The following is a 21,317-nucleotide window of genomic DNA, read 5'->3' as shown; positions in this document are numbered from 1 at the left end:
AGCGAAATTGCTCATTTGTTTCCACTAACACAACTATACCGATTTTTTCATCGTCTGGGTAGTAATAATGCGCAACGTTCATGAAATCGCCAAGAAGAAAGGAAAGTGGTAAAATATGAATAGTGAATGGAAGGAGATGATATGGATGTACGTATTTATGACAAATGGCACAGTCGACTATTTGCAACGATTGCGCAATCAATATCCGAACGAACATATGTTGCTAGTACATGATGGGGAGAACGGATTGCTCGTGCATGAAACAGAAGGAAAAAGCGTTTTTCACGAGCCGCGTTCATACGAAGTACTTGATGCGGTTGGTTCATTAGGTGGATCATTCGTTGTTTGCAATAATATTCCTGTTACTGATGAAGGAAGACCGTTATTTGAACATCGTTTTCAACAACGGGCGCGCTTAATCGAAAAAGAACCTGGATTTGTCGCCATTCGCGTGTTACGTCCGTTAAAAAGCGATACATATGTCATTATGACGACGTGGGAAAATGAAAGCGCCTTTCGTCGTTGGCAACAGTCAAAAGCTTACGAAAAAGCGCATGAAAAACGTGGCACAGAAAAAGGAATCGATCAACAACAATCCATTTTTCCACGCCCGTCATATGTGACAACATACACCGTCATAAAAGAAGGCTGACGTTTTGTCAGCCTTTTACCCGTTCCAAGCATTCATGCCGCCACGTACATTCACGACACGTTTAAATCCGTTTTTTGCTAATATTTTGGTCGCTTGATTGCTGCGCATACCACTTTGACAAATAACGATCGTCTCTTTTTCACGATCGAGCTCATGTAGTTTATCAGCCAATTGATGAAGCGGAATGTTTTTAAATTGGCGAATGTTGCGCGCACGATATTCCGCTGGTGTGCGTACATCAATAAATTGACGGTCTTTCGTTTGTTTTAATTTTTCTTTTAACTCATCTGGTGTAATATGTTCCACACCTTTTGTTGGTAACATTTTTGTTGCAACAAAATAAATAAGCAAAATAATTAGAACAACATTGATCCATGTGCCCATATATTCTCCTCCTAAATACGTATATGGGTATATTAACCCGTTTTCGACGATTTGTCAACGATGGTATAATGGTAAAAAACAGAAGGAGCGGTGCGTGTGAAAACATTACTATTTGCAAAGCTTGACGAATATTACAACGAAATGGTTACGATTCGTCGCCATTTGCATCAATATCCTGAACTGTCGTTTCAAGAGTATAAAACAGCAATGTATATTGCAAATTACTACGAGCAGCTTGGCATTCCTGTGCGAACAAATGTAGGAGGAAACGGGGTAGTTGCAACGATTCAAGGTCAACCAGGCGGAAAAACGGTTGCGCTTCGAGCGGATTTTGATGCTCTTCCGATCCAAGATGAAAAAGATGTGCCATATAAATCAACAATTCCGGGTGTCATGCACGCATGTGGACACGATGGTCATACTGCCACACTACTTGTTCTTGCCAAAGCACTTTATGAATTACGCGAACATTGGTACGGCACGATCGTTTGCATTCATCAACATGCAGAAGAATATGCGCCGGGTGGGGCAAAAGCGATGATTGAAGACGGTTGTTTAGAAGGAGTGGAGGCAATTTTCGGCACACATTTATGGGCAACAGAGCCGACAGGCGTCATTCAATATCGTACGGGACCGATCATGGCAGCGGCAGACCGCTTTCAAATCATCATTCAAGGTTCCGGTGGCCACGGAGCAGAGCCACACAAAACAAAAGATGCGATCGTTACGGCATCACAGCTAGTATTACATTTACAACAAATCGTCAGCCGTCGCGTCAATCCGCTTGAACCTGCTGTTGTTTCTATTGGTTCATTCGTTTCCGACAATGCGTTTAACGTTATCGCTGATCGCGCCACATTAGTTGGGACAGTGCGCACATTTTCCGAGCAAGTAAGAAACGACATTGAACGAGAAATTGAACAAATTGTTAAAGGTACATGTATCGCCAACGGTTGTACATACGAATACACATATATGCGCGGCTATCCACCTGTTGTGAATCATGAAGACGAAACGAAATTTCTCGTCTCGATCGCCCATGAAATCGAAGAAGTAACCGATGTAGTCGAAATCCATCCGCATATGGGTGGGGAAGATTTCGCCTATTATTTGCAACATGTAAAAGGAACGTTTTTCTTTACAGGAGCAAAAGCAAAAACGACAGCCGTTGCCTTTCCGCATCATCATCCGAAATTTGATTTTGATGAACGCGCAATGCTTATCGCGGCGAAAATCCTCGGTCTTACAGCCATTCAATATATGGAAAAATGAGAGAAGTGGTTCAAGCCGCTTCTCTCATTTTTCCTACATAAAACATCATCGCTATGTAACATGCTAAAACAATAGAAAGCGTCAGTAGCATAGGGAAAACACCATGAGCTATATATGCAACGATAGCAAAAATAAGCGCCTGGTTCATTCCAATAGTAAATAACACACGCATAAATGACCGATGCGCCTCAACGGATGACAACGGATAAAGAAAGAGCAGTGGATGCCCTCGGTGGTATGAACGAAGCGAAAGTAATTGAACGGCTGTCGCATACGAACATAAAAGGGCAAACCACTCCACACCGCGAGGCAACATGAAAATGAAGACACTGCCGATTGTTGTCAAGCGAACGAACAAACCAAAATAGTCGCCCGCACGAAAAAATGTGCGCACATACAAATACGTATACGGTCGCATATGCCAACGATCGAGCAAATGGAAAACGAAACGAAGCAACGTCCGTTTTTTTACCGTATGTTTCATGTGAGGCACATCAACAAACGCGTGAACGAGCCGATAAAATGTTTGCATTCGTCGCCGTTCGTCGGCAAACAACTGTTCCCATTGAAGTCCAACTTTTTTTCCTCTACGCTCTACATGTAACGCAATAACAATCATAAGTAAAATAATGACGGCCATAAATCCGTATTGCTTCACAAGTAAGAAATAAAAAAACAACACGTTCATGAAAAAACGAACGAACAATGGAAAGAGATGGCGCCCTATTCGAGCATCTTCATTCCATTGAATGAACATATTCCACCCTTTTAACGCCATCGCCGCAATGATGACGAACAAAGGTGACTGCTCCGAAAACTTTAAATGGAGTGGAAGAAACATAACAAATACAATGAAGGAAACATACAAATGAACGAAAAAGCTATATATGCTTGCGCGCCAAAAATACGGACGAAGCTGTTGCTCTAATGGAAGAAGAAACACCGCATCCGCTTCCTTTAATAACGTACGCACCCCGCTTTGTGTGCTAAATAAAGCAAATATAAACGAAGCGATTACAGTATAAGGGAACGATATGAGTTCATCGACCGCCCGCTTATAAACAACAGCCCCTACTCCTATCCCAATAAACAAGACAAGCAATAAATGGTCATTAAACATATATCGACCATATCGTCTCACTTCTGCTACATAAGCAATAAACCGCTTTTTCCATAACTGTTTTCCATCAATCATCGTTCGTCTCTTCCTTCGTTAATTCGATATATATATCATCGAGCGTTGCATGAGGCATATGTAGCTGTTCTTGAAGCATCGGTAATGATCCCGCCGCTTTCACTTGCCCGTTATGCAAAATGACAAACGAATCGCAATATCGCTCTGCTGTCGCTAAAATGTGCGTCGACATCAAAATGCCCGCTCCTTGCTTTTTTCGTTCATCAATAAGTTGCAGCAATGCTTGAATGGCGAGCGGATCTAATCCAACAAACGGTTCATCAATCATGTAAAGCGGAACGTCCACTAAAAAAGCGCACATAATCATCACTTTTTGTTTCATTCCTTTCGAAAAAAAAGCAGGGAACGCACCTAATTTGTTCTCAAGTCGAAACGCCTTTAGCAGTTTAGGTACACGTTGTTCGTATTCCTCATCACGTACACCGTACGCCATGGCGGTCAGGCGCAAATGTTCTTCTAGCGTTAATTCTTCGTACAAAGCAGGCATTTCTGGAATGTATGTAAATTGTGCACGATATTGTGTTGGATCGTCTCGAAACGTCATTCCGTTCATCGTAATTGTCCCTTTGCGCGGTTGCATCAATCCGATAATATGTTTAATCGTCGTGCTTTTTCCTGCTCCATTTAACCCGATTAATGCAACAACCTCCCCTTCATGTACGGTAAACGATACGTCATCTAAAATGTTTTGTTTCGTATAACCTCCAAATATGTGTTGGACTTGTAATAGTGCCATCATCGCTTCCCTTTCGTATATGATTATTTTTTATTTTAACAAATGAATAACGAAAAGAAAAACGGGTTATGATAAGTAGCGAAGAGGGACAAACAAGTAGTAAGTCGCAGTGAGCAACAAAGCAAGTTCAAGAACACGATGAAATGAGGTGTCTACGGGCCGCACATTAGCTAGCCTGTAACAACGAAAACACTCCCTGAAAAGGGGATGGTCATCTTGAACAACGTCATACTCACAAACGCGTAACTGACTCTACTCGTAAATGAGGTGTTCCCAAAAGACACGTAATCATGAAGCTCCCTCTTCAATGGGCAGGATGCGATGCGCATCCTGCTCTTTCCGTTTTCCGAAACGACAATCGTGTGGTAAAATAAAGACAAAATGGAAAGAAAGGTGGCGTCATCATGAGCGACTGTATTTTTTGTAAAATTATAAACGGGGACATTCCTTGTGCAAAAGTATTTGAAAATGACCATGTCATCGCCTTTTTAGACATTAGTCAAGTGACGAAAGGACATACGCTTGTCGTACCAAAAGTACATAAAGAAAACATTTACGGGTTAACACCGGAAATAGCTCAACGTGTATTTGAAGTTGTTCCTACAATCGCTCAGGCGATTCGCGAACAGTTTTCACCAGAAGGCGTCAATATTTTAAGCAATAACGGAGAAATCGCAGGCCAAACGGTGTTCCATTATCACATGCACATTATTCCACGATATGGTAAAGGAGATGGATTTGGAGCCGTATGGAAATCACATCAAAGCGACTATACGTTTGATGAGTTGCAACATATTGCCACACAAATTAAACAAGCCCTGTAAAAAGAAGGTGTCCGCATGGGGCACCTTCTTTCATCATTACTCGCTCTTTAACGCATCTTTTAACGATTTGTCTTTAATGTCTACATTTGCTTCTTTCATCAGTTTGTCAAGCTTCGATTGTACTTTCGATGTATCGAGCTTGCTTTTCTTTACTTCATATTCAATTTCTTCTTTCATTTCGTCAAATGACTTTTTCTTTTCTTTATCTGTTACTTTAATAATATGGTAACCAAATTGCGTTTTCACTGGATCACTAATTTCACCAACATTTAGCGCATACGCTGCCTTTTCAAACTCTTCGACCATTTTTCCAGGTCCGAACCAGCCTAAATCGCCACCTTCTTGTGCCGAACCTGTATCTTTCGAATATTCTTTGGCTAATTTCGCGAAATCTTCTCCTTTTTCTAGCTTCGCTTTAATTTCTTTTGCTGTCTTTTCATCTTCGACTAAAATATGGCTTGCTTTCACTTTCGGCTTATACTCATTGTAATATTTTTTCAACTCTTCATCCGACACTTTAATATCTTCCATTGCTGCTTTTTGGCGCAACAAATCAAGTTTGACCATATCTCGAATGGCTTCTTCTCCATTTTGTTGCACCGCTAAATCATATTGAACACCATACATCTCTTTTAAATTCTCAATTTCCTTATTTAGCTCTTCATCCGTTACTTTAAATTTTTTACTTAACACTTTCTCATGTACGAGATCGCGTAAGACGTCTTTGCCGTAACGTTCTTTCATTTCGTTATACAATTCTTCCTTTGTAATGTTGCCTTCCTTCGTTTCGACGACAACGTCCGATCCGTTATTACAAGCCGAAAGCGCAAGCATCGCTGCTGCCGACATGGCAACTGTCCATTTTTTCATTCTCCCACAACTCCTATCTATAAATGTACACAAAACATACTATACCATATTTTTTCCGAAAGCTAAAATAAAGCACGTATGCGCCCATACCATTTAACCTCTAGTGACATACAATACATTGTCAAAGCGTCGCAACGCCTTCATATACGAAAGGAGGTGTCGTCTATGGGTGCAGGAGTAGGATATGCAAACGGATTTGCGTTAATCGTTGTGTTGTTTATTTTATTAATTATTGTTGGTGCCGCTTGGTTATACTAAACGAAAGAAAGCTGACAGGGACACTGTCAGCTTTTTTACGCAAACAACACTTCGATGTAGGAAGAAATAAGTAAAATGGTAATAAGGACATTAATTGTACGAAATACTTTCGGCTGTTTCTCTTCAGGAATTTCTTTTTGAATACAAAGAGCATTTGTTAGCTGATTAATAATGAAAAGTACAACTGTCGCAAGGGGTATAAAATAAAGCGCCAAACCGGTCCCCTCCTGTTTTTATGTATTTACTCCCCTACTTTACAACGATTTTTTCGATAAATCAATAATGGACATTTCATTTGTACAACTATTCCTGTAAAATAATACACATAAGTACATTAAAGGAGTTTCGAAAGATGAGCATTGAACAACGCATTGAAAAACTCGAATATTATTGTTCACTCATGTTGAACATGATTACACCAGAAAAAAAGCCATTTTACGCGCTTGTCATTCGTTACGGCTTAACAAAAGAGGAAGTGGAAAGTATATTACACCTTTGTGAACAATTAAGTGAGCAATATAAACAACAAAAAGAGGAAGGTTTCGTCATCTTCACCTCGCTTTTTACACAGTTTGCGAGTGCGCTTCATCCGAACCTTCCACTTGCCGAGACGATTGACGCGTTAAAACAACAACAGCTATTCGTTCCGCTTATGACAGAGTTTCAACGTTTATTACATACGCTCAACGAATGAAGCTACTTCTTCTTTTTGCTCATCTTTCTTTTTTAACTTCCCATTTTCTTCAACAAACTCTTGTTCAATGTTTTGAAAAGAACGCTCAAAAATTTCCATAAAATCGTCTCCGTACACATTTCGGATCATACACATGATTTCTAACATTTCTGGAAATTTACCATACAATTCATATAACGGTTGAATTCCTTGAAGAACAGATGTCCGTTTTGGATCATACGACTCCATTAATTTTAATAAAATTTCTTCTCCTTTTTCTGTCAGTTCAATGTAAGTATTTCGCTTATCATCTTCTTTTTTCGAAAACGACAACAATCCCCGTTCCTCTAATTTTTTTGAAAAATTAAATGCTGTCGATACGTGCATGACACCAAACTTTGCGATTTCAGAAATGGAAGCCCCTTTTAAATGGTATGCGATCCATAAAATATGATGCTCGTTAATGTTTAAGTCAAACGGTTTAATCCATTGTTGCCAATCTTTTTCGATTGATTTCCATAATGCTTTGCTTAATTGGGCAACTCTTTGACTAAATAACATCGCCTCTTTAACAGAATAATGTCGTTCCGTGCTTTTCATCTCTCCACCCACTTTTTCATATTTCCTTCTTTTTATCTTTTATTATGCCAGTAAAACAATAAATAATAAAGTATTAAATATTAGAATTTTTTAATAAATTTAAATATATACTTTTCGAATTAGGAGGAACAAACATGGTCATCGCAACGGCGACGATTGGGTTAATTTTTTTATATTTGACGATTGCCACGTTTTCTATGTTGAATAAAGCGCGCATGTATCCACCGAAAAAAGTGTTAAAGCAGCGCATAAGCGTGTTTGGAAGCCTTGCTATTTTTTTTATCGCTGTTACCCTTTTGCTTATGCGTATGCAGTGAGAGCGATATAAGGAAAACCCGACCATAAACGATCGGGTTTTTTATTATTGTTGTGGAACGGTATATGTTCGTCTCATGAGCGACTGTACGATCGGATAGATGGCGATCATCGCAACCGTATTGACCAACGCTGTCGGAATGACAACAGCGACGAACAGTCCACCAAACGTTGCTCCCCCTGGCAAACCAACAACGGCCAGCGCAACAGCTAAAAACGTCGCACCTGAAATGAACGTACCTACAGCAGTAAGCAATGCCGCTTTTAATGGCGTCGCTTTCGCCTTTAGTAACGTAAACAATCCGAAAAAGAGTGTAGCTGTCACGACTTTATCAACGACGTTCGGAACAAATCCTCCTGGGAAACTCGTCGTCACGCCAGAAATGATACCTGTAGCAATAGCTAACAAACTAACCGCCGTTTTGTTCGGAAAGAGCATAATGCCTAAAAACATCATCGTTAACATCATATCTGGCTTCATTCCGAAGAAAAACCCCGGAATGACCGCGTGCAACACCGCACCAATACCTACAAAAAGCGACAACAATACTAACGTTCTCGTATTCATTTCTCATCTCTCCTCATCTCATTCTTTTCTCTTCTCAGCTTGTAAACAAGTTTAACAATATTATAGCACTTTAAAGTGCCGAGGTAAAATAAAAATTTTCAAAAAATATTTTTTCGGAACGTTTCCATAAACTGTACAAGCGCTTCACATGCTTCCATATCAACTGCATTGTAAATGGATGCCCGACAACCACCGACAGAACGATGACCAGCTAGCCCGATCAATCCCTTTTCTTTTGCTTCTGCTAAAAACTTCTTGGTGAGCTCTTCGTTCGGCAACGTAAATGTGACATTCATATGCGAACGGCTTTCTTTTTTTGCATGCCCTTTGTAAAAACCTTCACTTTCATCAATACAACGGTACAATAGCGCAGCTTTTTCCGCATTTTTCTTTTCAATCATTTGAACGCCGCCTTGTTCTTCTACCCATTCGAGCACGAGCGATAACATATAAATCGCAAATGTTGGCGGGGTGTTGTATAACGAACGGCTTTCGCTATATGTGCGATAGTTTAACATCGTCGGCAAACGATCGTCCCCTTTCGCTAGCAAATCTTTACGAATGATAACAACCGTCACGCCTGAAGGACCTAAATTTTTCTGCGCCCCCGCATAAATCAGCGCAAAACGACTCACATCAATGTGGCGACTTAAAATATCACTCGACATATCCGCAATTAAGTCGACAGACACGTTTGGAAATTCACGCCATTGTGTTCCGGCAATTGTGTTGTTTGATGTAATATGCAAATACGCAGGACGTTCGGACAATTCGATATTCGTCGGAATGTATGTATACTTTTCTTCTTTCGACGAAGCTGCGACGTGCGTTGCCCCTACTTTTTTCGCCTCTTTCATCGCTTTATCCGACCATGAGTCTGTTAACACGTAATTGCCGACTTCTCCTTCCTTCAACAAGTTCATCGGCACCATCGAAAACTGCAAACTCGCTCCCCCTTGTAAAAAGAGCACATCATGCGTGTCTGGAATATTCATGAGCTTGCGCAACAACATCTCGGCACGCTCATGCACCGCATCATATTCTTTGCTTCGATGGCTTAACTCCATGACAGACATACCTGTTTGTTGAAAGTTGAGCAATTGTTTTTGTGCCCGCTCTAACACAGCAAGCGGCAAAGCAGAAGGTCCTGCATTAAAATTGTAGGCTCGTTTCACACTTTTTTCCCCCTCATGTCATGTAATAATATATATCCTAACATGAAACACAAAAAAATGAAGAAAATTTTTTGTGAATTTTTAAAAAAAGAAAAGACCTTGTTTATTCCAAGGCCTTTTGTCGTTGCTCACGCGCTTGCCGAATACGTTCCATATACACTTCCCCTTCTTTTTCTAACAACTTTTCATCTATTTTCTTTTCTTCTCTTGCTGTGCGAATGGCCATATATCCGCTAATCATAATACCTGCAAGAAGCAATGTGATAAGCATGTGCATCCTCCTTTAAGCTTGTCTTACTTTACACATATGCAGACAAGCGAAAAAATAGACGTATAAAAGAAGGAAATGCTTATGAAGGAGCGAATATATGCGAAAGAAAGGGGTTGGGAAGATGAAAACATATACGCTTACTGTTTTTGAAAAGACGGGTGAAAAACTGCTCGATGAAACATTTACTGCCGCAAGCGATGAAGAAGCAAAACGAATCGGCGAACAAAAGTTAAAAGAAAAACAGTTTGAACATAAAACGCATCGCTGTACAACATCGAGCGGCAAACTCATTTTATTCCATCGATAAAGCCCCGATCATCTCGGGGCTAAAATAATTGTTCCATCATTTTTAATTTTTCGTTTGTGTAATGTTCGTAATTTTCATTATACGCTTTCGGTTCTTTCGGGTTGGCAAAATGGGTAATGGCTTTTGTTTCTGGATGCACGAATTTGCTTGAGGCACCACATCCTAACCCGATAATTGACTGTTGCTCCTCCATAATCATAATGTTATAAATGCTTTCTTGCCCCGGCAAAGCATAACCGACGTTTTCTAAATTGCCGAGAATATTTTTTTGGCGATATAAATAATACGGCACATAACCTTTTTCTCTCGTCCATCGTTCCGCCCGCTTCATCATTTCATTAATTTCATCATGATCCGCCACTTTATACTTTTCTTTATTTTTCGTCATCTCAGACGCACGCTTAAACGACAACGTATGCACCGTTAACGACTCCGGCATCAGCTTTTCTGTTTGTGCGAGCGTATAATCAAACTGCTCGATGCCTTCTCCTGGCAAGCCGATAATTAAGTCCATATTAATATTGTTCATCCCAGCCTCGCGAGCGAGATGAAATTTTTCAATCGTCTCTTCAACCGTATGATGGCGACCAATCGCTCGCAACGTTTCTTGAATATATGACTGTGGGTTAATGCTAATACGGTCAATTTTCCATTTTTTCAACACCGCAAGCTTCTCTCGTGTAATTGTATCTGGTCTTCCTGCTTCAACTGTAATTTCACGTACATGCTCAACGTTCGGGAACACGCGATACATGTGCGCATATAATGCATCCATTTCTTCCGACGTAATGCTTGTTGGTGTGCCGCCACCGTAATAAATTGTCGTAATCGAAATGTTGCGCTCTTTCAAAAATCGGCCAATTTGCTCCATTTCATAATGTAATCCAAATAAAAATGCATCAACGGATCCTTGTTTTCCTTGAATCGCATAGGCTGGGAATGTGCAATATGCGCATTTCGTCGGACAAAACGGAATGCCGATATAAATGCTTACTTCGTTCGATAAATCGTAAAGATCTGGTACGACCGCCAACTGACGATCAACAATTTGTTGCATGAGCTGAATTTTTTCATCCGTCACTAAATAATCTTCACGCAACTGGCGATGTGCTTCTTCTCTCGTTAAGCCGGAACGCAGTTTTTGATGAAGTAACTTCACCGGACGAACACCTGTCAAAATACCCCATTTTTGAATGGAATTTGTATATTGCTGCATAAGTGATAAATATATATATGAAACCGCATGTTTCACTTGCTTCATGCGCCCTTGTTTTTCTTCTGTTTTCCACAATCGTTCGTAACGAGCTTCATACGTGCCACCGTGTTCATCTTGCAACGTACCAACAACGACGAGCTGCTTGTTCTCATGCACAGCAATCGTCACACGCACGTTTGCTTCTTCTGTCGGTACGAAAGAGAGCGTTTGCTCTTCAAAAAATAAACCGGTAATGACTTCAAGTGAGCGTTGAAAACGTTCAACTCGATCAAGTCCGCAAATGTCAATACGCAATGAAATCACCTTTCGCCTCAAAATATTAAACTCACTTAAGTGTACAGAAGAAGCGAAAAGCTCGTCAAGAAACGGAAATTATTTTTTCTCTATTGTGCGAATTTGCCGTAAAAACTGGGGACGATGTTGTTTGCGGAAATGTTCTTTAATCATATATGCAACACCCAGTTGTTCGTTTGAACGCGTCACCCAATCAGCAACAGCTTTGACTTCTTTTGGAGCATTGCCCATCGCAACACCAAGCCCCGCTGCTTCAATAGCTGGCATATCATCCAAATGATCTCCGATAACGACCATTTCTTTTAATGAAATGCCAAGTTCGTTTCCGAGACGAATTAATCCGTTTAGTTTTGAAACGTTTTTTGGTAGTAATTCGATTTTTCCATCACTAACGGTGAGGGAAACGTCCGGAAACGCACGCTCGATCGTTTCAACAATTTCATCACATTCGTCTTCATTTGAGTAAAACACATCGATTTTCATGACATCAATTGGATCATCGCGCAACACATCACTTAACGAGTCAACAAATTGTGCTGGATAAAAAAACGGATCGCCTAAAATCGTTTTCGCAATCATGTTGTTTTTTATTTTTTTACGATTTCCGATCGAATACCGTTCGTGAAGCAAACGAACGTTACAATTGAAATGCTCAAGCACGTGTACAATATCGAACGTTTTTTGTGCTGGAATGACAGACTCCTGTAACTTTTCTTCTAATGATTTTGCAACGAGCGCCCCTTGAAACGTCACTAAATATGAATCTAACTTCAGCGCTTTCGCTACTTTTTTCGCTGATAAAAAATTTCTTGACGTGAGCAACGTAATATATACATCCTTTTTCTTCACAAAGTCGATTGCTTCTTTCGTTTTTTTCTCTAATTTCCCATTTGGTTTTAATAATGTCCCATCAATATTTAGTGCAAGTAATTTATACATGAACGTCCCCCCTCGATGTCGTGGCTTCATTCATACGTATGACAAGGGTATAAAAAAAAGAACACCCATTTTTATGAGTGTCCGTCATATAGCTGTTCAATTGGCTGAATCATCGCAGTCATCGCTTGAGCAAGCAACTCATTTAAACGTTCTTCGGCATGAATGAGTCGCGCTATGTTTTCATTCATCTCAATGACGTGCAAATGTTGTTGAAGCAACTCCATATCTGCATCGCTTACTGGCAATCCGTTCATTTGCTTTTGTTGCAGTTGTTTTTGCAACGTGCGAAATCTAGCAAATAATTGGTGCGCAGTCGGGTCGCGCTGCACTTGTTCATACGCGCGACGAAGCTCTGCAAATGGTTCACTTGTACGAATCGCTTCCGAAAGCTTGTGAATGGCTTGAAGGACGTCCATGCGACACGCTCCTCTCATTTTCCCTTTCTTTTTACACTATGAGCGAAGCGGCCACTATATGTCTACAGTTGAATGAAAAACGTGATACAACCTTGAACGAGCCCGATGATCCCACCTAACAAAGCACCCAAATACGTAATCATTTTAAATTCACGACGCGAAATGGTTAAAATCATTTCTTCTAGCCGTTCAACTGAAAACGATGCGACTTCTTCACGAACGATATCTTGCAAATGAAGGCGCTTCATCCATTGCTCGATGCGTTCGGAAGCAAATTGCAAAAGAAAACGAACGAACGTCGGCAATGAATCACGTACATAAGGGGCAACAAGTGCACCAAGCGGTTTTTGAAGTGGCTCTTGTACAATTGATGCTGTGATCCGTTTTACCCATGCAACAACTTTTTCTTGATCGATGATTTGCTCCACTTCATGTATGCGCATCCCCTTCACTTTTTCCCATTCGTTGTTAAATAGCTGTACAAGCAGTTGTTTCGCCCCATCGCTTTGTAAAAATTTCATAATTTCTGGGCGAATTTTTTCCACCAAACTAACGTTACCAAGAAACATTTGAAGCATATTACCAAGCATGCCGCGACTTTGTAAAAATTCATTGATCATATGTTCAATTTGACGCTCTCCTTGCTCGCTCTCTACATACGTGCGCAAACGGAGCAATAAACGATCGACGATAGAAGGAATAGCACGATCTACTTTTTGCAATAGCTCACTTGGAATGATTTCATCAAGCGAACGTCGCTCATATTGCGACATCAACGTTTTATATTTTGCTTCTATCCATGTTTCCGCAATTTGTTCAGGATGGCATACGCCAAACTGCTCAAGCCATTGTTTAACAGTCCGATCTGATTGTAGCCATTTTTCTACTTCTTCTTGTACATAGTTCGTCATATCTTGAACGAACGATTGATCGTTTATTTTTCGACGCAATCCGTCGGCTGTTAATAAATGTTCCACAACCATGCGCCCAAGTTGCTCCGCTAGTTCCTCTCGTCGCTTTGGAATAAGCCCAGGTGTAAACGGTAGCCTTTTTCCTGCGATATAAATTGGACGATACGGTCGAAAAAGCATTTTGATCGCAAGAGAATTGGTCATCCCTCCAATAAATGCTCCGACCACGATCATAAATAATAAATAAAGAAAAAGCCCCATAACGATCTCCCTTCTGCCAATAAGCTATTCTAACCATTCATTATAGGGCTTGTCCGTTGTGAGCGCAAATGTGTGATAACTGTTTATGCAACTGTTTCAAACATTTGCATAACAATAACCGAAACACTTCTCGCTCCGTCGCATGTTCAGATGCAAACCATGCTTCTTTATATATATTCATTTTCTCAAATTGTTGTCGCCAACTATCTTTTTGCTCTTTCTCTGTTGCCTCCCATTCCTTTCCTGTGTGCAATACGTATAAGTAACGAATAAGCGCTTCTTCCTCTTCATCTAAATAGTAATTCGTTAATGTGTGTAAAACATAAGCGATCATCACTCTCACCCCTCGTCATGAATATATGTGAATACGAAGTGAATGATGTATACTTTTTTGTCGTTCATACAAAATAACGAATAAGGGGGCATGCATAATGAAGGAACGCGATAATTATGAGTGGGATATTGATCGAATGATTAACGAAGGCATGGCTGGAGGTTATGTATATTCGTGCTATCACACAATAAATATTGAAGAAGCACGCGATTTGCAAACGGAACAACCACCACATGAAGTAAAATGAAGCGGCGAGCATTTTCTCGTCGCTTTTTGTATAATGAAAATGAATGTGGTGGGAGACGAAAGGAATGGGCATGCATGTTAGAAAAATTACGAACATATTATCGAAATGCACTTGTTGAATATGAACAAGTGAACGAACGAGATGAGTACGAGTGGTTTTCTACAGAACATGGTGAGCTTTTTGGTATCAAAAAAGAAGTGCTTACACCAAAAGAACATGCGCTATTAGCAACATTATTTACACCGCATGAAGCGTTTACTACTTGGATGAATAAACAACAGCAAACATGGTATCGTTTTTTAATCCATGGTGATGAACGTGTTTTTGACCAATTACCTACTTCGACATATACACGATTTATTTACTTTTACATACAAAAAGGAACAGTCGACACGCGTGATTTTATGGAAGCCATTCAATCGCTTTTCCCTTATGATGTGACGATCATTTCAGAAACAGAACAACAATGGATAGTGATTGAACAACAAGAAGAGAGCGTTGCCTCTACCCTTCACGAATGGATTGATACGTTATGTAGCGATTTTTACATTCAGTTACGAGCATATATTGGACAAAAATGTTCACACTCCGTTGAACTGGCCCGTATATTTGCGGCAGAAAAGCGATATTTTCACATCGGGCTGAAACATACCCCAGCTCAACGCGTCTACTGCATTGAAGACGTCTTTCCTCTTTTGTTCATTAGCGGTGAGGAGATGACATATGCAACGATGTTTTTACAGGCGTTCAACCAAGAGCACGACATGTTAAGAACGATGAAAACGTTTTTTGAATGCAATTTAAACGTTTCTCTTGCCGCAAAAAAGCTTCATATGCACCGCAACAGTTTGCAATATCGCATCGATAAGTTTATTGAAAAAACAGGCATTGATATGAAACAGTTTAAAGGGGCGTTGACTGTTTATTTAGCTATTTTACTTTACGAACGCCATTAGGCACATTGCCCGAAAACGTTTTCTTTTTTTGTGCACGTTGTCCATTTACGTTTCGTTCTTTTTTATATATGCTTGAATCAAATGAAATCGATTACATGAGGAGGCATATATATGGCTGAGCTTCGTTTAGAACATGTGTATAAAATTTATGACAACAACGTAACAGCTGTAAAAGACTTCAACTTACACATTAAAGATAAAGAATTTATCGTATTCGTCGGTCCATCAGGTTGTGGAAAATCAACAACGCTCCGAATGATCGCAGGACTTGAAGAAATTTCAAAAGGCGATTTTTATATTGACGGGAAACGAATGAATGACGTTGCGCCAAAAGATCGCGACATCGCGATGGTATTCCAAAACTACGCGCTTTATCCACATATGAGCGTATATGATAACATGGCGTTTGGATTAAAATTACGTAAGTTCCCAAAAGATGAAATCGATCGTCGTGTCCGCGAAGCTGCGCGTATTCTCGGGCTTGAGCAATATTTAGATCGCAAACCGAAAGCATTATCTGGCGGTCAACGTCAACGTGTTGCATTAGGACGTGCGATTGTGCGCGATGCGAAAGTGTTTTTAATGGACGAACCTCTTTCTAACTTAGATGCAAAATTGCGTGTCCAAATGCGCGCTGAAATCGCAAAACTTCATCAACGTTTAGGCACAACAACCATTTATGTTACACACGACCAAACAGAAGCAATGACGATGGCAACGCGCCTTGTCGTTATGAAAGATGGCGTGATCCAACAAGTCGGTACACCAAAAGAAGTGTATGAAAAACCGGAAAATATTTTCGTCGGTGGATTTATCGGTTCGCCAGCGATGAACTTCTTGCGCGGCGTCCTACAAGACGGCGTATTCGTTATCGGTGATGTGAAAATTGCCGTGCCAGAAGGAAAAATGAAAGTGCTGCGCGACCAAGGTTACGTAGGCAAAGAAGTCATTTTAGGTATTCGTCCAGAAGACTTCCATGATGAGCCTGTATTTCTTGAAGCGTCACAAAACACAAAAGTGAGTGCTCATGTCGAAGTCGCAGAATTGCTCGGTGCAGAAATTATGGTATATTCGCAAATTAGCGGCCAAGAGTTTGTAGCACGAGTTGACGCCCGCACAGACGTAAAAGCAGGTCAAACAATCGATCTTGCGTTAGATATGAATAAAGCCCATTTCTTCGATGTCAATACAGAATTGCGCATTCGTTCAAATAGTGAAAAATAAATGGAAAGCCCGTTCGTTTGAGCGGGCTTTTATTCTTGAATGAAACGAACGATATCGTCATCACAATGTGCGCAATGAAATAAATGAACACAGACGTGCTGTTTGCTCGTATCAGCGTATCCATCAACCATTTTCATCATATCTGCATCCATATACGGACTGTAATCATCGAAATAATCCGTTAATTTTCCTTCGTCTTTTAATTTTCCCCCACATTGATCACAATAAAAAACGATTGTCCGTAAACCGTTACATAACGGACAAATATACATATTCATCCCTCGCCTTGTTATTTTCCATTATCTTTCCCACTTCACAAGAAATTACCACATAAAAAAAAGAATAATAACATGTTTTTTCCCCAAAATAGTAGTACAAGCAAGCAAACATCAGTCGATGGGTTAAGCCAAGCTTGGCAGCGTGAAAACATCACGCGTTGCTGGTGCAAATCCAGCTAACCCAACCATAAAAAAATGTAACGAGGAGATGATTGAATATGGCAAACACAAATCAATTATTAGTATACGGTGCGCAACAAGCAATTGATCAAATGAAATACGAAATCGCTCAAGAATTTGGTGTAAACCTCGGACCAGACGCAACATCACGCGCAAACGGTTCAGTTGGTGGCGAAATTACAAAACGTCTTGTTGCAATGGCGCAACAACAATTAGGTGGATCTTACACAACTAAATAACATGGCTAAAAAACCCCCAAGCGAATCGCTTGGGGGTTTTACTGAATTCGTTGCAAAAACTGTCGTGTCCGTTCGTGTGTTGGATTCGTAAATAGTTGCTCCGGATGACCGCGCTCAATCATCATCCCTTCATCAAAAAAGATGACTTCATCAGCCACTTCGCGCGCAAAGCGCATTTCATGCGTCACAACGACCATCGTCATTCCTTCGTTCGCTAAATCTTTCATCACTTTTAACACTTCACCAACAAGTTCTGGATCTAATGCTGAAGTCGGTTCATCAAATAATAATACTTTCGGTTCCATCGCAAGCGCTCGCGCAATACCGACGCGTTGTTGTTGCCCACCTGATAGTTGAAACGGATACATATGCATTTGATCTTTTAATCCGACTTTCATAAGCAATTGTTCAGCTTTTTCTTTCGCTTCATGTTTTTTTAGCCGTTTTACCGTAATAGGCCCTTCCATCACATTTTCAAGCGCAGTCATATGCGGAAATAAGTTATACGCTTGAAACACCATTCCTGTCAATCGGCGAAAGCGAATCATTTCTTTTTTCGAGGGCTTCGTTGTAAATTGAAGTTGCTCGTCATCAATCGTCAACGTCCCTTCATCAGGTATTTCTAATACGTTTAAACAACGTAACAACGTCGTTTTTCCTGATCCCGATGGACCGATAATGACAACGACTTCTCCCTTTCTTACCGTTAAATGAACACCTTTTAACACTTCATGATTTTCAAACGTTTTGCGCAATCCTTCAACAACTAACATCACAGCTCTCCTTATCCATTTATCGAACAACATAGCGGCTTAAGCGTTTTTCCATGCTCCCTTGAACGATGGAAAGGAAAAAACAAATGACCCAATAAATGAGCGCAGCTTCTGTATAAAGTAATAAAAACTCGTAATTTGTTGCTGCAATTTCTTGCGCCTTGCGAAACATTTCCGCCACAAGAATGAGCGAAGCAAGAGACGTATCCTTGACTAAGCTAATAAATGTATTTGATAACGGTGGAACAGATACGCGCGCAGCTTGCGGCAAAATAATGCGACGTAAAGTCTGGACATCGTCCATTCCAAGTGAATACGCAGCTTCCCATTGACCTTTTGGAATCGATAAAATGGCAGCTCGAATAATCTCCGATGCATATGCACCGACATTTAATGAAAAGCCAATGATGGCAGCTGGCAACGGATCAATTGTTATTCCGATCGTCGGCAAGCCGTAAAAAATAATGAACAATTGCACAAGAAGTGGCGTACCGCGAATAGCAGACACATACGCACGCGCCGCCCACTGCAACAATTTCATGCTCGATAGCCGAGCTAAAGCCGTTAACAACGCAATCGCTAATCCAATGACAAATGTAACTACTGACAACGGAATCGTATATAGTAAAGCACCCTTCACCAATGGGAGAAGGGAACTTTCAGCAATATTCGTCAATCTTTCTAACCGTTCTGGATCGATTAACATATTATTTAGATACATCTTCACCAAACCACTTTTCTGAAATTTTTGCGTACGTGCCATCTTCCATCATGTCTTTTAACGCTTTATTTACAGCTTCAACAAGCGTGTCGCTTCCCTTGCGAAACATCAAACCGCTTTGAGAAGCATCGTCGTGTGTGGCGACAATTTGAATCGGTGCATTCGGTTTTTGTTTGAGAAAATCAAGTACAGATAATTTATCGTTAATCGTTGCATCTACTCGTTTGGAACTTAACAATTCAATCGCTTGGTTAAATCCTTCTACTCCTACAACTTCTGCTCCATATGAGCGAGCTAAATCGGCATAGTTACTCGTCATCGATTGCGCTGCTTTTTTTCCTTTCAGATCATCAAACGACTTCAATTGTTGATTTTCTTTATGGACGACAAGAACAGCTGCTGACGTAATATATGGATCGGAAAAATCGTATTTTTCTTGACGATCTGGACGAATGCCCACTTGGTTTGCAACCATATCAAAACGTTTCGCATCTAAACCAGCAAACATCGCATCCCATTGCGTTTCTACAAACACCGGTTTTACACCGAGACGTTTCGCTACTTCTTTGGCAATTTCCACATCAAATCCTGTTAACTCGCCTGTTTCATCATGAAATGTAAATGGCGGATACGTTCCTTCCGTGCCGATTTTCAATTCCCCTTTTTCTTTGATTTGAGCAAATAAGTCATTTTCTTTTTCGTTTTGACCGCACCCTGCAAGCAATCCCCCGATCACTAGCAATGCGATCAACAAAAACCACTTTTGCATCACACTAACCCCCATTATTCTTATCGGTTTTTACGCCTATTAAGCGTAATAGAAGTTTGATCAGATGTCAATAAAAAAAGGAGCAATCGCTCCTTTTTTATACATTTTCCATAATTGGCTCTCGAATGCGAACGAGCACTTTTCGAATGCGCCGATTTTCAACTTGACGAACGGTGACTGTTAATGACTCATATTCAAACGACTCACCAACGGTAGGGATGCGTTCAAACATTTCAAACACCCAGCCGCCGAGCGTATGGGAAGAACTTTCTAACTCATCAATGCCTAAAATGTCGCAAAACTCATCAAGCGGTAATTCTGCATTAAATTCATATTCGTAATCATTAATTTTTTGGAATGTTTTTACCGCTTCATCATGTTCATCCCATATTTCTCCAACAATCTGTTCTAAAATATCTTCTAACGTAATTAACCCAGATGTACCGCCAAACTCATCGATAACAATTGCCATATGCACTTTGCTTTTTTGTAATTCAGGCAATAACGTGGATATACGCATCGACTCAACGACAAATAGCGGCGTACGCAACAATTGGCGGACGTTTACTTCTTTTCCTTGCACAAGTTGACTGAAAAAGTCGCTTTCCGATAAAATACCGATGACGTTATCAATGTCCCCTTCGTATACCGGAACGCGCGAATATCGTTCACGTAAAAAAATGTCCCGAATTTCTTCGATGGGTTGATTCACTTCTACTGCAACCATATCAATGCGCGGTGTGAAAATTTCACCAACTAAAATATCGTTAAAATCGAGCGAACGATGAACAAGTTCTTTCTCTTTATTATCTATTACCCCTTCTTCTTCACTTAAGTTCACCATCACTTTAATTTCTTCTTCTGTGACAGAAGGAACATCGGATTGATGACCAACGAGTTTCGAGACAAGTTTTTTTAACATGACAAGCAACGCTGTAACGGGAGTAAATAGTTGAATTAACATATACAGCACATCGGAAATAAGGAGCGAAAATGACTCCGCATGTTCTTTCGCCAACGACTTAGGTAACACTTCGCCAAAAATTAAAATTAAAATCGTCATGCCAACCGTACTAACAACAAGACCTGTGCTGCCACCAAACAAATCTGTTGCCACTTTTGCTGAAATAGAAGCCGCAGCAATGTTCACGATATTATTTCCGACTAAAATAGTAGAGAGGGCTTGGTCGAAGTTTTCTGCAATATATAATGCTTTTTTACTTCCGTGCCGTTTTTCATCCACATAATTTTTCAAACGAATTTTATTCACGCTCGAAAATGCTGTTTCTGAAGCTGAAAAAAAAGCGGATAATAAAATTAAAACAATGAGTAAAAAAACTAAACTCAGAGGCAAATCTCCCAATGAACATTCACACTCCTAATCAAATTAGTGGTCATGATTAATATATACGTTAATCATACCAAATTTAACTGAAAAAGAAAACGACCGCGCAATCTG

General features: G+C 40.3%; 30 protein-coding genes. 11 read left to right on the top strand and 19 right to left on the bottom strand.

Going from position 1 to position 21,317, the window contains the following annotated elements:
* Positions 1-145: 145 nt before the first annotated feature.
* Positions 146-652 (top strand): antibiotic biosynthesis monooxygenase family protein, encoded by a 507-nt coding sequence (locus tag HNQ82_RS07100; protein WP_183248377.1) that lies wholly within the window; start codon positions 146-148, stop codon positions 650-652.
* A 15-nt stretch (positions 653-667) separates the two neighbouring features.
* On the opposite strand, the gene HNQ82_RS07095 is transcribed toward HNQ82_RS07100, so the two are convergent.
* Entirely contained in the window at positions 668-1,036 is a 369-nt protein-coding gene (locus HNQ82_RS07095) for a rhodanese-like domain-containing protein (RefSeq protein WP_183248375.1), read from the bottom strand.
* Between the two features lie 96 nt (positions 1,037-1,132).
* Here HNQ82_RS07095 and HNQ82_RS07090 point away from each other — a divergent pair, with 96 nt between their 5' ends.
* Positions 1,133-2,308, top strand: coding sequence for a M20 family metallopeptidase (locus HNQ82_RS07090; protein ID WP_343053444.1), 1,176 nt, complete (start codon positions 1,133-1,135; stop codon positions 2,306-2,308).
* A 10-nt stretch (positions 2,309-2,318) separates the two neighbouring features.
* On the opposite strand, the gene HNQ82_RS07085 is transcribed toward HNQ82_RS07090, so the two are convergent.
* Entirely contained in the window at positions 2,319-3,503 is a 1,185-nt protein-coding gene (locus tag HNQ82_RS07085) for an ABC transporter permease (RefSeq protein ID WP_183248373.1), read from the bottom strand.
* Positions 3,496-4,242, bottom strand: a complete 747-nt coding sequence (locus tag HNQ82_RS07080) for an ABC transporter ATP-binding protein (protein WP_183248371.1) — start codon at positions 4,240-4,242, stop codon at positions 3,496-3,498. Before HNQ82_RS07080 ends, HNQ82_RS07085 begins: the two co-directional genes overlap by 8 nt.
* A gap of 401 nt (positions 4,243-4,643) precedes the next feature.
* On the opposite strand from HNQ82_RS07080, the gene HNQ82_RS07075 reads away from it, so the two are divergent.
* Positions 4,644-5,063 carry an HIT family protein gene (locus HNQ82_RS07075; RefSeq protein ID WP_183248369.1) on the top strand — a complete coding sequence of 140 codons (420 nt, stop codon included), beginning with the start codon at positions 4,644-4,646 and terminating at the stop codon, positions 5,061-5,063.
* A gap of 36 nt (positions 5,064-5,099) precedes the next feature.
* Here HNQ82_RS07075 and HNQ82_RS07070 read toward each other — a convergent pair whose 3' ends face one another.
* The gene (locus HNQ82_RS07070) at positions 5,100-5,933 is read right to left on the bottom strand and encodes a peptidylprolyl isomerase (protein WP_032100881.1); all 834 of its coding nucleotides are present in this window, start codon (positions 5,931-5,933) and stop codon (positions 5,100-5,102) included.
* Between the two features lie 165 nt (positions 5,934-6,098).
* On the opposite strand from HNQ82_RS07070, the gene HNQ82_RS07065 reads away from it, so the two are divergent.
* On the top strand, positions 6,099-6,191 hold the full coding sequence (locus HNQ82_RS07065; protein WP_009362001.1) for a YjcZ family sporulation protein: 93 nt from the start codon (positions 6,099-6,101) through the stop codon (positions 6,189-6,191).
* A gap of 35 nt (positions 6,192-6,226) precedes the next feature.
* Here HNQ82_RS07065 and HNQ82_RS07060 read toward each other — a convergent pair whose 3' ends face one another.
* Positions 6,227-6,406: a hypothetical protein gene (locus HNQ82_RS07060; protein ID WP_032100882.1), complete on the bottom strand. Its 180-nt coding sequence runs from the start codon at positions 6,404-6,406 to the stop codon at positions 6,227-6,229.
* Positions 6,407-6,543: 137 nt separating this feature from the next.
* Here HNQ82_RS07060 and HNQ82_RS07055 point away from each other — a divergent pair, with 137 nt between their 5' ends.
* Positions 6,544-6,885 carry a YhaI family protein gene (locus HNQ82_RS07055; RefSeq protein ID WP_183248367.1) on the top strand — a complete coding sequence of 114 codons (342 nt, stop codon included), beginning with the start codon at positions 6,544-6,546 and terminating at the stop codon, positions 6,883-6,885.
* Here the strand turns inward: HNQ82_RS07055 and HNQ82_RS07050 are convergent.
* Positions 6,865-7,464: an HTH-type transcriptional regulator Hpr gene (locus HNQ82_RS07050; RefSeq protein WP_180271060.1), complete on the bottom strand. Its 600-nt coding sequence runs from the start codon at positions 7,462-7,464 to the stop codon at positions 6,865-6,867. The genes HNQ82_RS07055 and HNQ82_RS07050 overlap by 21 nt on opposite strands.
* A gap of 134 nt (positions 7,465-7,598) precedes the next feature.
* On the opposite strand from HNQ82_RS07050, the gene yhzF reads away from it, so the two are divergent.
* A complete protein-coding gene (gene yhzF, locus HNQ82_RS07045; protein WP_183248365.1) occupies positions 7,599-7,781 on the top strand; it encodes a membrane protein YhzF in 183 nt (60 codons plus the stop codon).
* A gap of 44 nt (positions 7,782-7,825) precedes the next feature.
* Here the strand turns inward: yhzF and HNQ82_RS07040 are convergent, their stop codons facing one another.
* The 3 genes from HNQ82_RS07040 to HNQ82_RS07030 all read right to left on the bottom strand — a co-directional run bounded on the left by HNQ82_RS07040 (position 7,826) and on the right by HNQ82_RS07030 (position 9,793).
* Positions 7,826-8,347: a tryptophan transporter gene (locus tag HNQ82_RS07040; RefSeq protein ID WP_183248363.1), complete on the bottom strand. Its 522-nt coding sequence runs from the start codon at positions 8,345-8,347 to the stop codon at positions 7,826-7,828.
* A gap of 98 nt (positions 8,348-8,445) precedes the next feature.
* Positions 8,446-9,522 carry a 3-phosphoserine/phosphohydroxythreonine transaminase gene (gene serC, locus HNQ82_RS07035; protein ID WP_183248358.1) on the bottom strand — a complete coding sequence of 359 codons (1,077 nt, stop codon included), beginning with the start codon at positions 9,520-9,522 and terminating at the stop codon, positions 8,446-8,448.
* Positions 9,523-9,625: 103 nt separating this feature from the next.
* Positions 9,626-9,793, bottom strand: a complete 168-nt coding sequence (locus HNQ82_RS07030) for a sporulation YhaL family protein (RefSeq protein WP_183248356.1) — start codon at positions 9,791-9,793, stop codon at positions 9,626-9,628.
* Positions 9,794-9,914: 121 nt separating this feature from the next.
* Here HNQ82_RS07030 and HNQ82_RS07025 point away from each other — a divergent pair, with 121 nt between their 5' ends.
* A complete protein-coding gene (locus tag HNQ82_RS07025) occupies positions 9,915-10,100 on the top strand; it encodes a YhzD family protein (RefSeq protein WP_183248355.1) in 186 nt (61 codons plus the stop codon).
* A 19-nt stretch (positions 10,101-10,119) separates the two neighbouring features.
* Here HNQ82_RS07025 and HNQ82_RS07020 read toward each other — a convergent pair whose 3' ends face one another.
* From HNQ82_RS07020 to HNQ82_RS07000, 5 genes are all read right to left on the bottom strand, one after another.
* Positions 10,120-11,619 carry a coproporphyrinogen III oxidase gene (locus HNQ82_RS07020; RefSeq protein ID WP_183248352.1) on the bottom strand — a complete coding sequence of 500 codons (1,500 nt, stop codon included), beginning with the start codon at positions 11,617-11,619 and terminating at the stop codon, positions 10,120-10,122.
* Positions 11,620-11,688: 69 nt separating this feature from the next.
* Positions 11,689-12,549, bottom strand: a complete 861-nt coding sequence (locus tag HNQ82_RS07015; protein WP_183248350.1) for a Cof-type HAD-IIB family hydrolase — start codon at positions 12,547-12,549, stop codon at positions 11,689-11,691.
* Between the two features lie 71 nt (positions 12,550-12,620).
* Positions 12,621-12,965 carry a YlbF/YmcA family competence regulator gene (locus HNQ82_RS07010; RefSeq protein ID WP_183248349.1) on the bottom strand — a complete coding sequence of 115 codons (345 nt, stop codon included), beginning with the start codon at positions 12,963-12,965 and terminating at the stop codon, positions 12,621-12,623.
* Positions 12,966-13,027: 62 nt separating this feature from the next.
* A complete protein-coding gene (locus HNQ82_RS07005; RefSeq protein ID WP_183248347.1) occupies positions 13,028-14,137 on the bottom strand; it encodes a DUF445 domain-containing protein in 1,110 nt (369 codons plus the stop codon).
* Positions 14,138-14,177: 40 nt separating this feature from the next.
* On the bottom strand, positions 14,178-14,471 hold the full coding sequence (locus tag HNQ82_RS07000; protein ID WP_221261073.1) for a hypothetical protein: 294 nt from the start codon (positions 14,469-14,471) through the stop codon (positions 14,178-14,180).
* Between the two features lie 97 nt (positions 14,472-14,568).
* On the opposite strand from HNQ82_RS07000, the gene HNQ82_RS06995 reads away from it, so the two are divergent.
* From HNQ82_RS06995 to HNQ82_RS06985, 3 genes are all read left to right on the top strand, one after another.
* Positions 14,569-14,718: a hypothetical protein gene (locus HNQ82_RS06995; RefSeq protein ID WP_183248343.1), complete on the top strand. Its 150-nt coding sequence runs from the start codon at positions 14,569-14,571 to the stop codon at positions 14,716-14,718.
* 74 nt (positions 14,719-14,792) lie between these two features.
* Complete coding sequence (locus tag HNQ82_RS06990; protein ID WP_183248341.1) at positions 14,793-15,674, top strand: PucR family transcriptional regulator; 882 nt, start codon at positions 14,793-14,795, stop codon at positions 15,672-15,674.
* A 111-nt stretch (positions 15,675-15,785) separates the two neighbouring features.
* Positions 15,786-16,898 (top strand): ABC transporter ATP-binding protein, encoded by a 1,113-nt coding sequence (locus HNQ82_RS06985; RefSeq protein ID WP_183248339.1) that lies wholly within the window; start codon positions 15,786-15,788, stop codon positions 16,896-16,898.
* Between the two features lie 29 nt (positions 16,899-16,927).
* Here the strand turns inward: HNQ82_RS06985 and HNQ82_RS06980 are convergent, their stop codons facing one another.
* Positions 16,928-17,170: a hypothetical protein gene (locus HNQ82_RS06980; RefSeq protein WP_183248337.1), complete on the bottom strand. Its 243-nt coding sequence runs from the start codon at positions 17,168-17,170 to the stop codon at positions 16,928-16,930.
* A 224-nt stretch (positions 17,171-17,394) separates the two neighbouring features.
* On the opposite strand from HNQ82_RS06980, the gene HNQ82_RS06975 reads away from it, so the two are divergent.
* Positions 17,395-17,595 (top strand): alpha/beta-type small acid-soluble spore protein, encoded by a 201-nt coding sequence (locus HNQ82_RS06975; protein ID WP_003395655.1) that lies wholly within the window; start codon positions 17,395-17,397, stop codon positions 17,593-17,595.
* A 38-nt stretch (positions 17,596-17,633) separates the two neighbouring features.
* On the opposite strand, the gene HNQ82_RS06970 is transcribed toward HNQ82_RS06975, so the two are convergent.
* The 4 genes from HNQ82_RS06970 to HNQ82_RS06955 all read right to left on the bottom strand — a co-directional run bounded on the left by HNQ82_RS06970 (position 17,634) and on the right by HNQ82_RS06955 (position 21,221).
* Entirely contained in the window at positions 17,634-18,368 is a 735-nt protein-coding gene (locus HNQ82_RS06970; protein ID WP_183248335.1) for an amino acid ABC transporter ATP-binding protein, read from the bottom strand.
* A 19-nt stretch (positions 18,369-18,387) separates the two neighbouring features.
* Positions 18,388-19,089, bottom strand: coding sequence for an amino acid ABC transporter permease (locus HNQ82_RS06965; RefSeq protein WP_183248333.1), 702 nt, complete (start codon positions 19,087-19,089; stop codon positions 18,388-18,390).
* Positions 19,076-19,858 carry an amino acid ABC transporter substrate-binding protein gene (locus tag HNQ82_RS06960; RefSeq protein ID WP_183248331.1) on the bottom strand — a complete coding sequence of 261 codons (783 nt, stop codon included), beginning with the start codon at positions 19,856-19,858 and terminating at the stop codon, positions 19,076-19,078. Before HNQ82_RS06960 ends, HNQ82_RS06965 begins: the two co-directional genes overlap by 14 nt.
* 97 nt (positions 19,859-19,955) lie before the next feature.
* On the bottom strand, positions 19,956-21,221 hold the full coding sequence (locus tag HNQ82_RS06955) for a hemolysin family protein (protein ID WP_183248329.1): 1,266 nt from the start codon (positions 21,219-21,221) through the stop codon (positions 19,956-19,958).
* Positions 21,222-21,317 lie beyond the last annotated feature (96 nt).

This window comes from Anoxybacillus tengchongensis, assembly GCF_014201585.1.
Lineage (GTDB): Bacteria > Bacillota > Bacilli > Bacillales > Anoxybacillaceae > Anoxybacillus > Anoxybacillus tengchongensis.
This window is presented reverse-complemented; position numbering and strand designations above follow the sequence as displayed.

Excerpts from the sequence above, each read along its gene's own strand:
- HNQ82_RS06960 (WP_183248331.1), bottom strand. The coding sequence starts at position 19,858 with ATGCAAAAGTGGTTTTTGTTGATCGCATTGCTAGTGATCGGGGGATTG.
- HNQ82_RS07065 (WP_009362001.1), top strand. The coding sequence starts at position 6,099 with ATGGGTGCAGGAGTAGGATATGCAAACGGATTTGCGTTAATCGTTGTG.
- HNQ82_RS07075 (WP_183248369.1), top strand. The coding sequence starts at position 4,644 with ATGAGCGACTGTATTTTTTGTAAAATTATAAACGGGGACATTCCTTGT.
- HNQ82_RS06990 (WP_183248341.1), top strand. The coding sequence starts at position 14,793 with ATGTTAGAAAAATTACGAACATATTATCGAAATGCACTTGTTGAATAT.
- HNQ82_RS06965 (WP_183248333.1), bottom strand. The coding sequence starts at position 19,089 with ATGTATCTAAATAATATGTTAATCGATCCAGAACGGTTAGAAAGATTG.
- HNQ82_RS07010 (WP_183248349.1), bottom strand. The coding sequence starts at position 12,965 with ATGGACGTCCTTCAAGCCATTCACAAGCTTTCGGAAGCGATTCGTACA.
- HNQ82_RS07100 (WP_183248377.1), top strand. The coding sequence starts at position 146 with ATGTACGTATTTATGACAAATGGCACAGTCGACTATTTGCAACGATTG.
- HNQ82_RS06985 (WP_183248339.1), top strand. The coding sequence starts at position 15,786 with ATGGCTGAGCTTCGTTTAGAACATGTGTATAAAATTTATGACAACAAC.
- HNQ82_RS06975 (WP_003395655.1), top strand. The coding sequence starts at position 17,395 with ATGGCAAACACAAATCAATTATTAGTATACGGTGCGCAACAAGCAATT.
- HNQ82_RS07005 (WP_183248347.1), bottom strand. The coding sequence starts at position 14,137 with ATGGGGCTTTTTCTTTATTTATTATTTATGATCGTGGTCGGAGCATTT.
- HNQ82_RS07030 (WP_183248356.1), bottom strand. The coding sequence starts at position 9,793 with ATGCTTATCACATTGCTTCTTGCAGGTATTATGATTAGCGGATATATG.
- HNQ82_RS06995 (WP_183248343.1), top strand. The coding sequence starts at position 14,569 with ATGAAGGAACGCGATAATTATGAGTGGGATATTGATCGAATGATTAAC.
- HNQ82_RS07085 (WP_183248373.1), bottom strand. The coding sequence starts at position 3,503 with ATGATTGATGGAAAACAGTTATGGAAAAAGCGGTTTATTGCTTATGTA.
- HNQ82_RS07080 (WP_183248371.1), bottom strand. The coding sequence starts at position 4,242 with ATGATGGCACTATTACAAGTCCAACACATATTTGGAGGTTATACGAAA.
- HNQ82_RS07055 (WP_183248367.1), top strand. The coding sequence starts at position 6,544 with ATGAGCATTGAACAACGCATTGAAAAACTCGAATATTATTGTTCACTC.
- HNQ82_RS07040 (WP_183248363.1), bottom strand. The coding sequence starts at position 8,347 with ATGAATACGAGAACGTTAGTATTGTTGTCGCTTTTTGTAGGTATTGGT.
- HNQ82_RS07025 (WP_183248355.1), top strand. The coding sequence starts at position 9,915 with ATGAAAACATATACGCTTACTGTTTTTGAAAAGACGGGTGAAAAACTG.
- HNQ82_RS07000 (WP_221261073.1), bottom strand. The coding sequence starts at position 14,471 with ATGATCGCTTATGTTTTACACACATTAACGAATTACTATTTAGATGAA.
- HNQ82_RS06980 (WP_183248337.1), bottom strand. The coding sequence starts at position 17,170 with ATGTATATTTGTCCGTTATGTAACGGTTTACGGACAATCGTTTTTTAT.
- HNQ82_RS07015 (WP_183248350.1), bottom strand. The coding sequence starts at position 12,549 with ATGTATAAATTACTTGCACTAAATATTGATGGGACATTATTAAAACCA.
- HNQ82_RS07070 (WP_032100881.1), bottom strand. The coding sequence starts at position 5,933 with ATGAAAAAATGGACAGTTGCCATGTCGGCAGCAGCGATGCTTGCGCTT.
- HNQ82_RS07050 (WP_180271060.1), bottom strand. The coding sequence starts at position 7,464 with ATGAAAAGCACGGAACGACATTATTCTGTTAAAGAGGCGATGTTATTT.
- yhzF (WP_183248365.1), top strand. The coding sequence starts at position 7,599 with ATGGTCATCGCAACGGCGACGATTGGGTTAATTTTTTTATATTTGACG.
- HNQ82_RS06970 (WP_183248335.1), bottom strand. The coding sequence starts at position 18,368 with ATGTTAGTTGTTGAAGGATTGCGCAAAACGTTTGAAAATCATGAAGTG.
- HNQ82_RS07095 (WP_183248375.1), bottom strand. The coding sequence starts at position 1,036 with ATGGGCACATGGATCAATGTTGTTCTAATTATTTTGCTTATTTATTTT.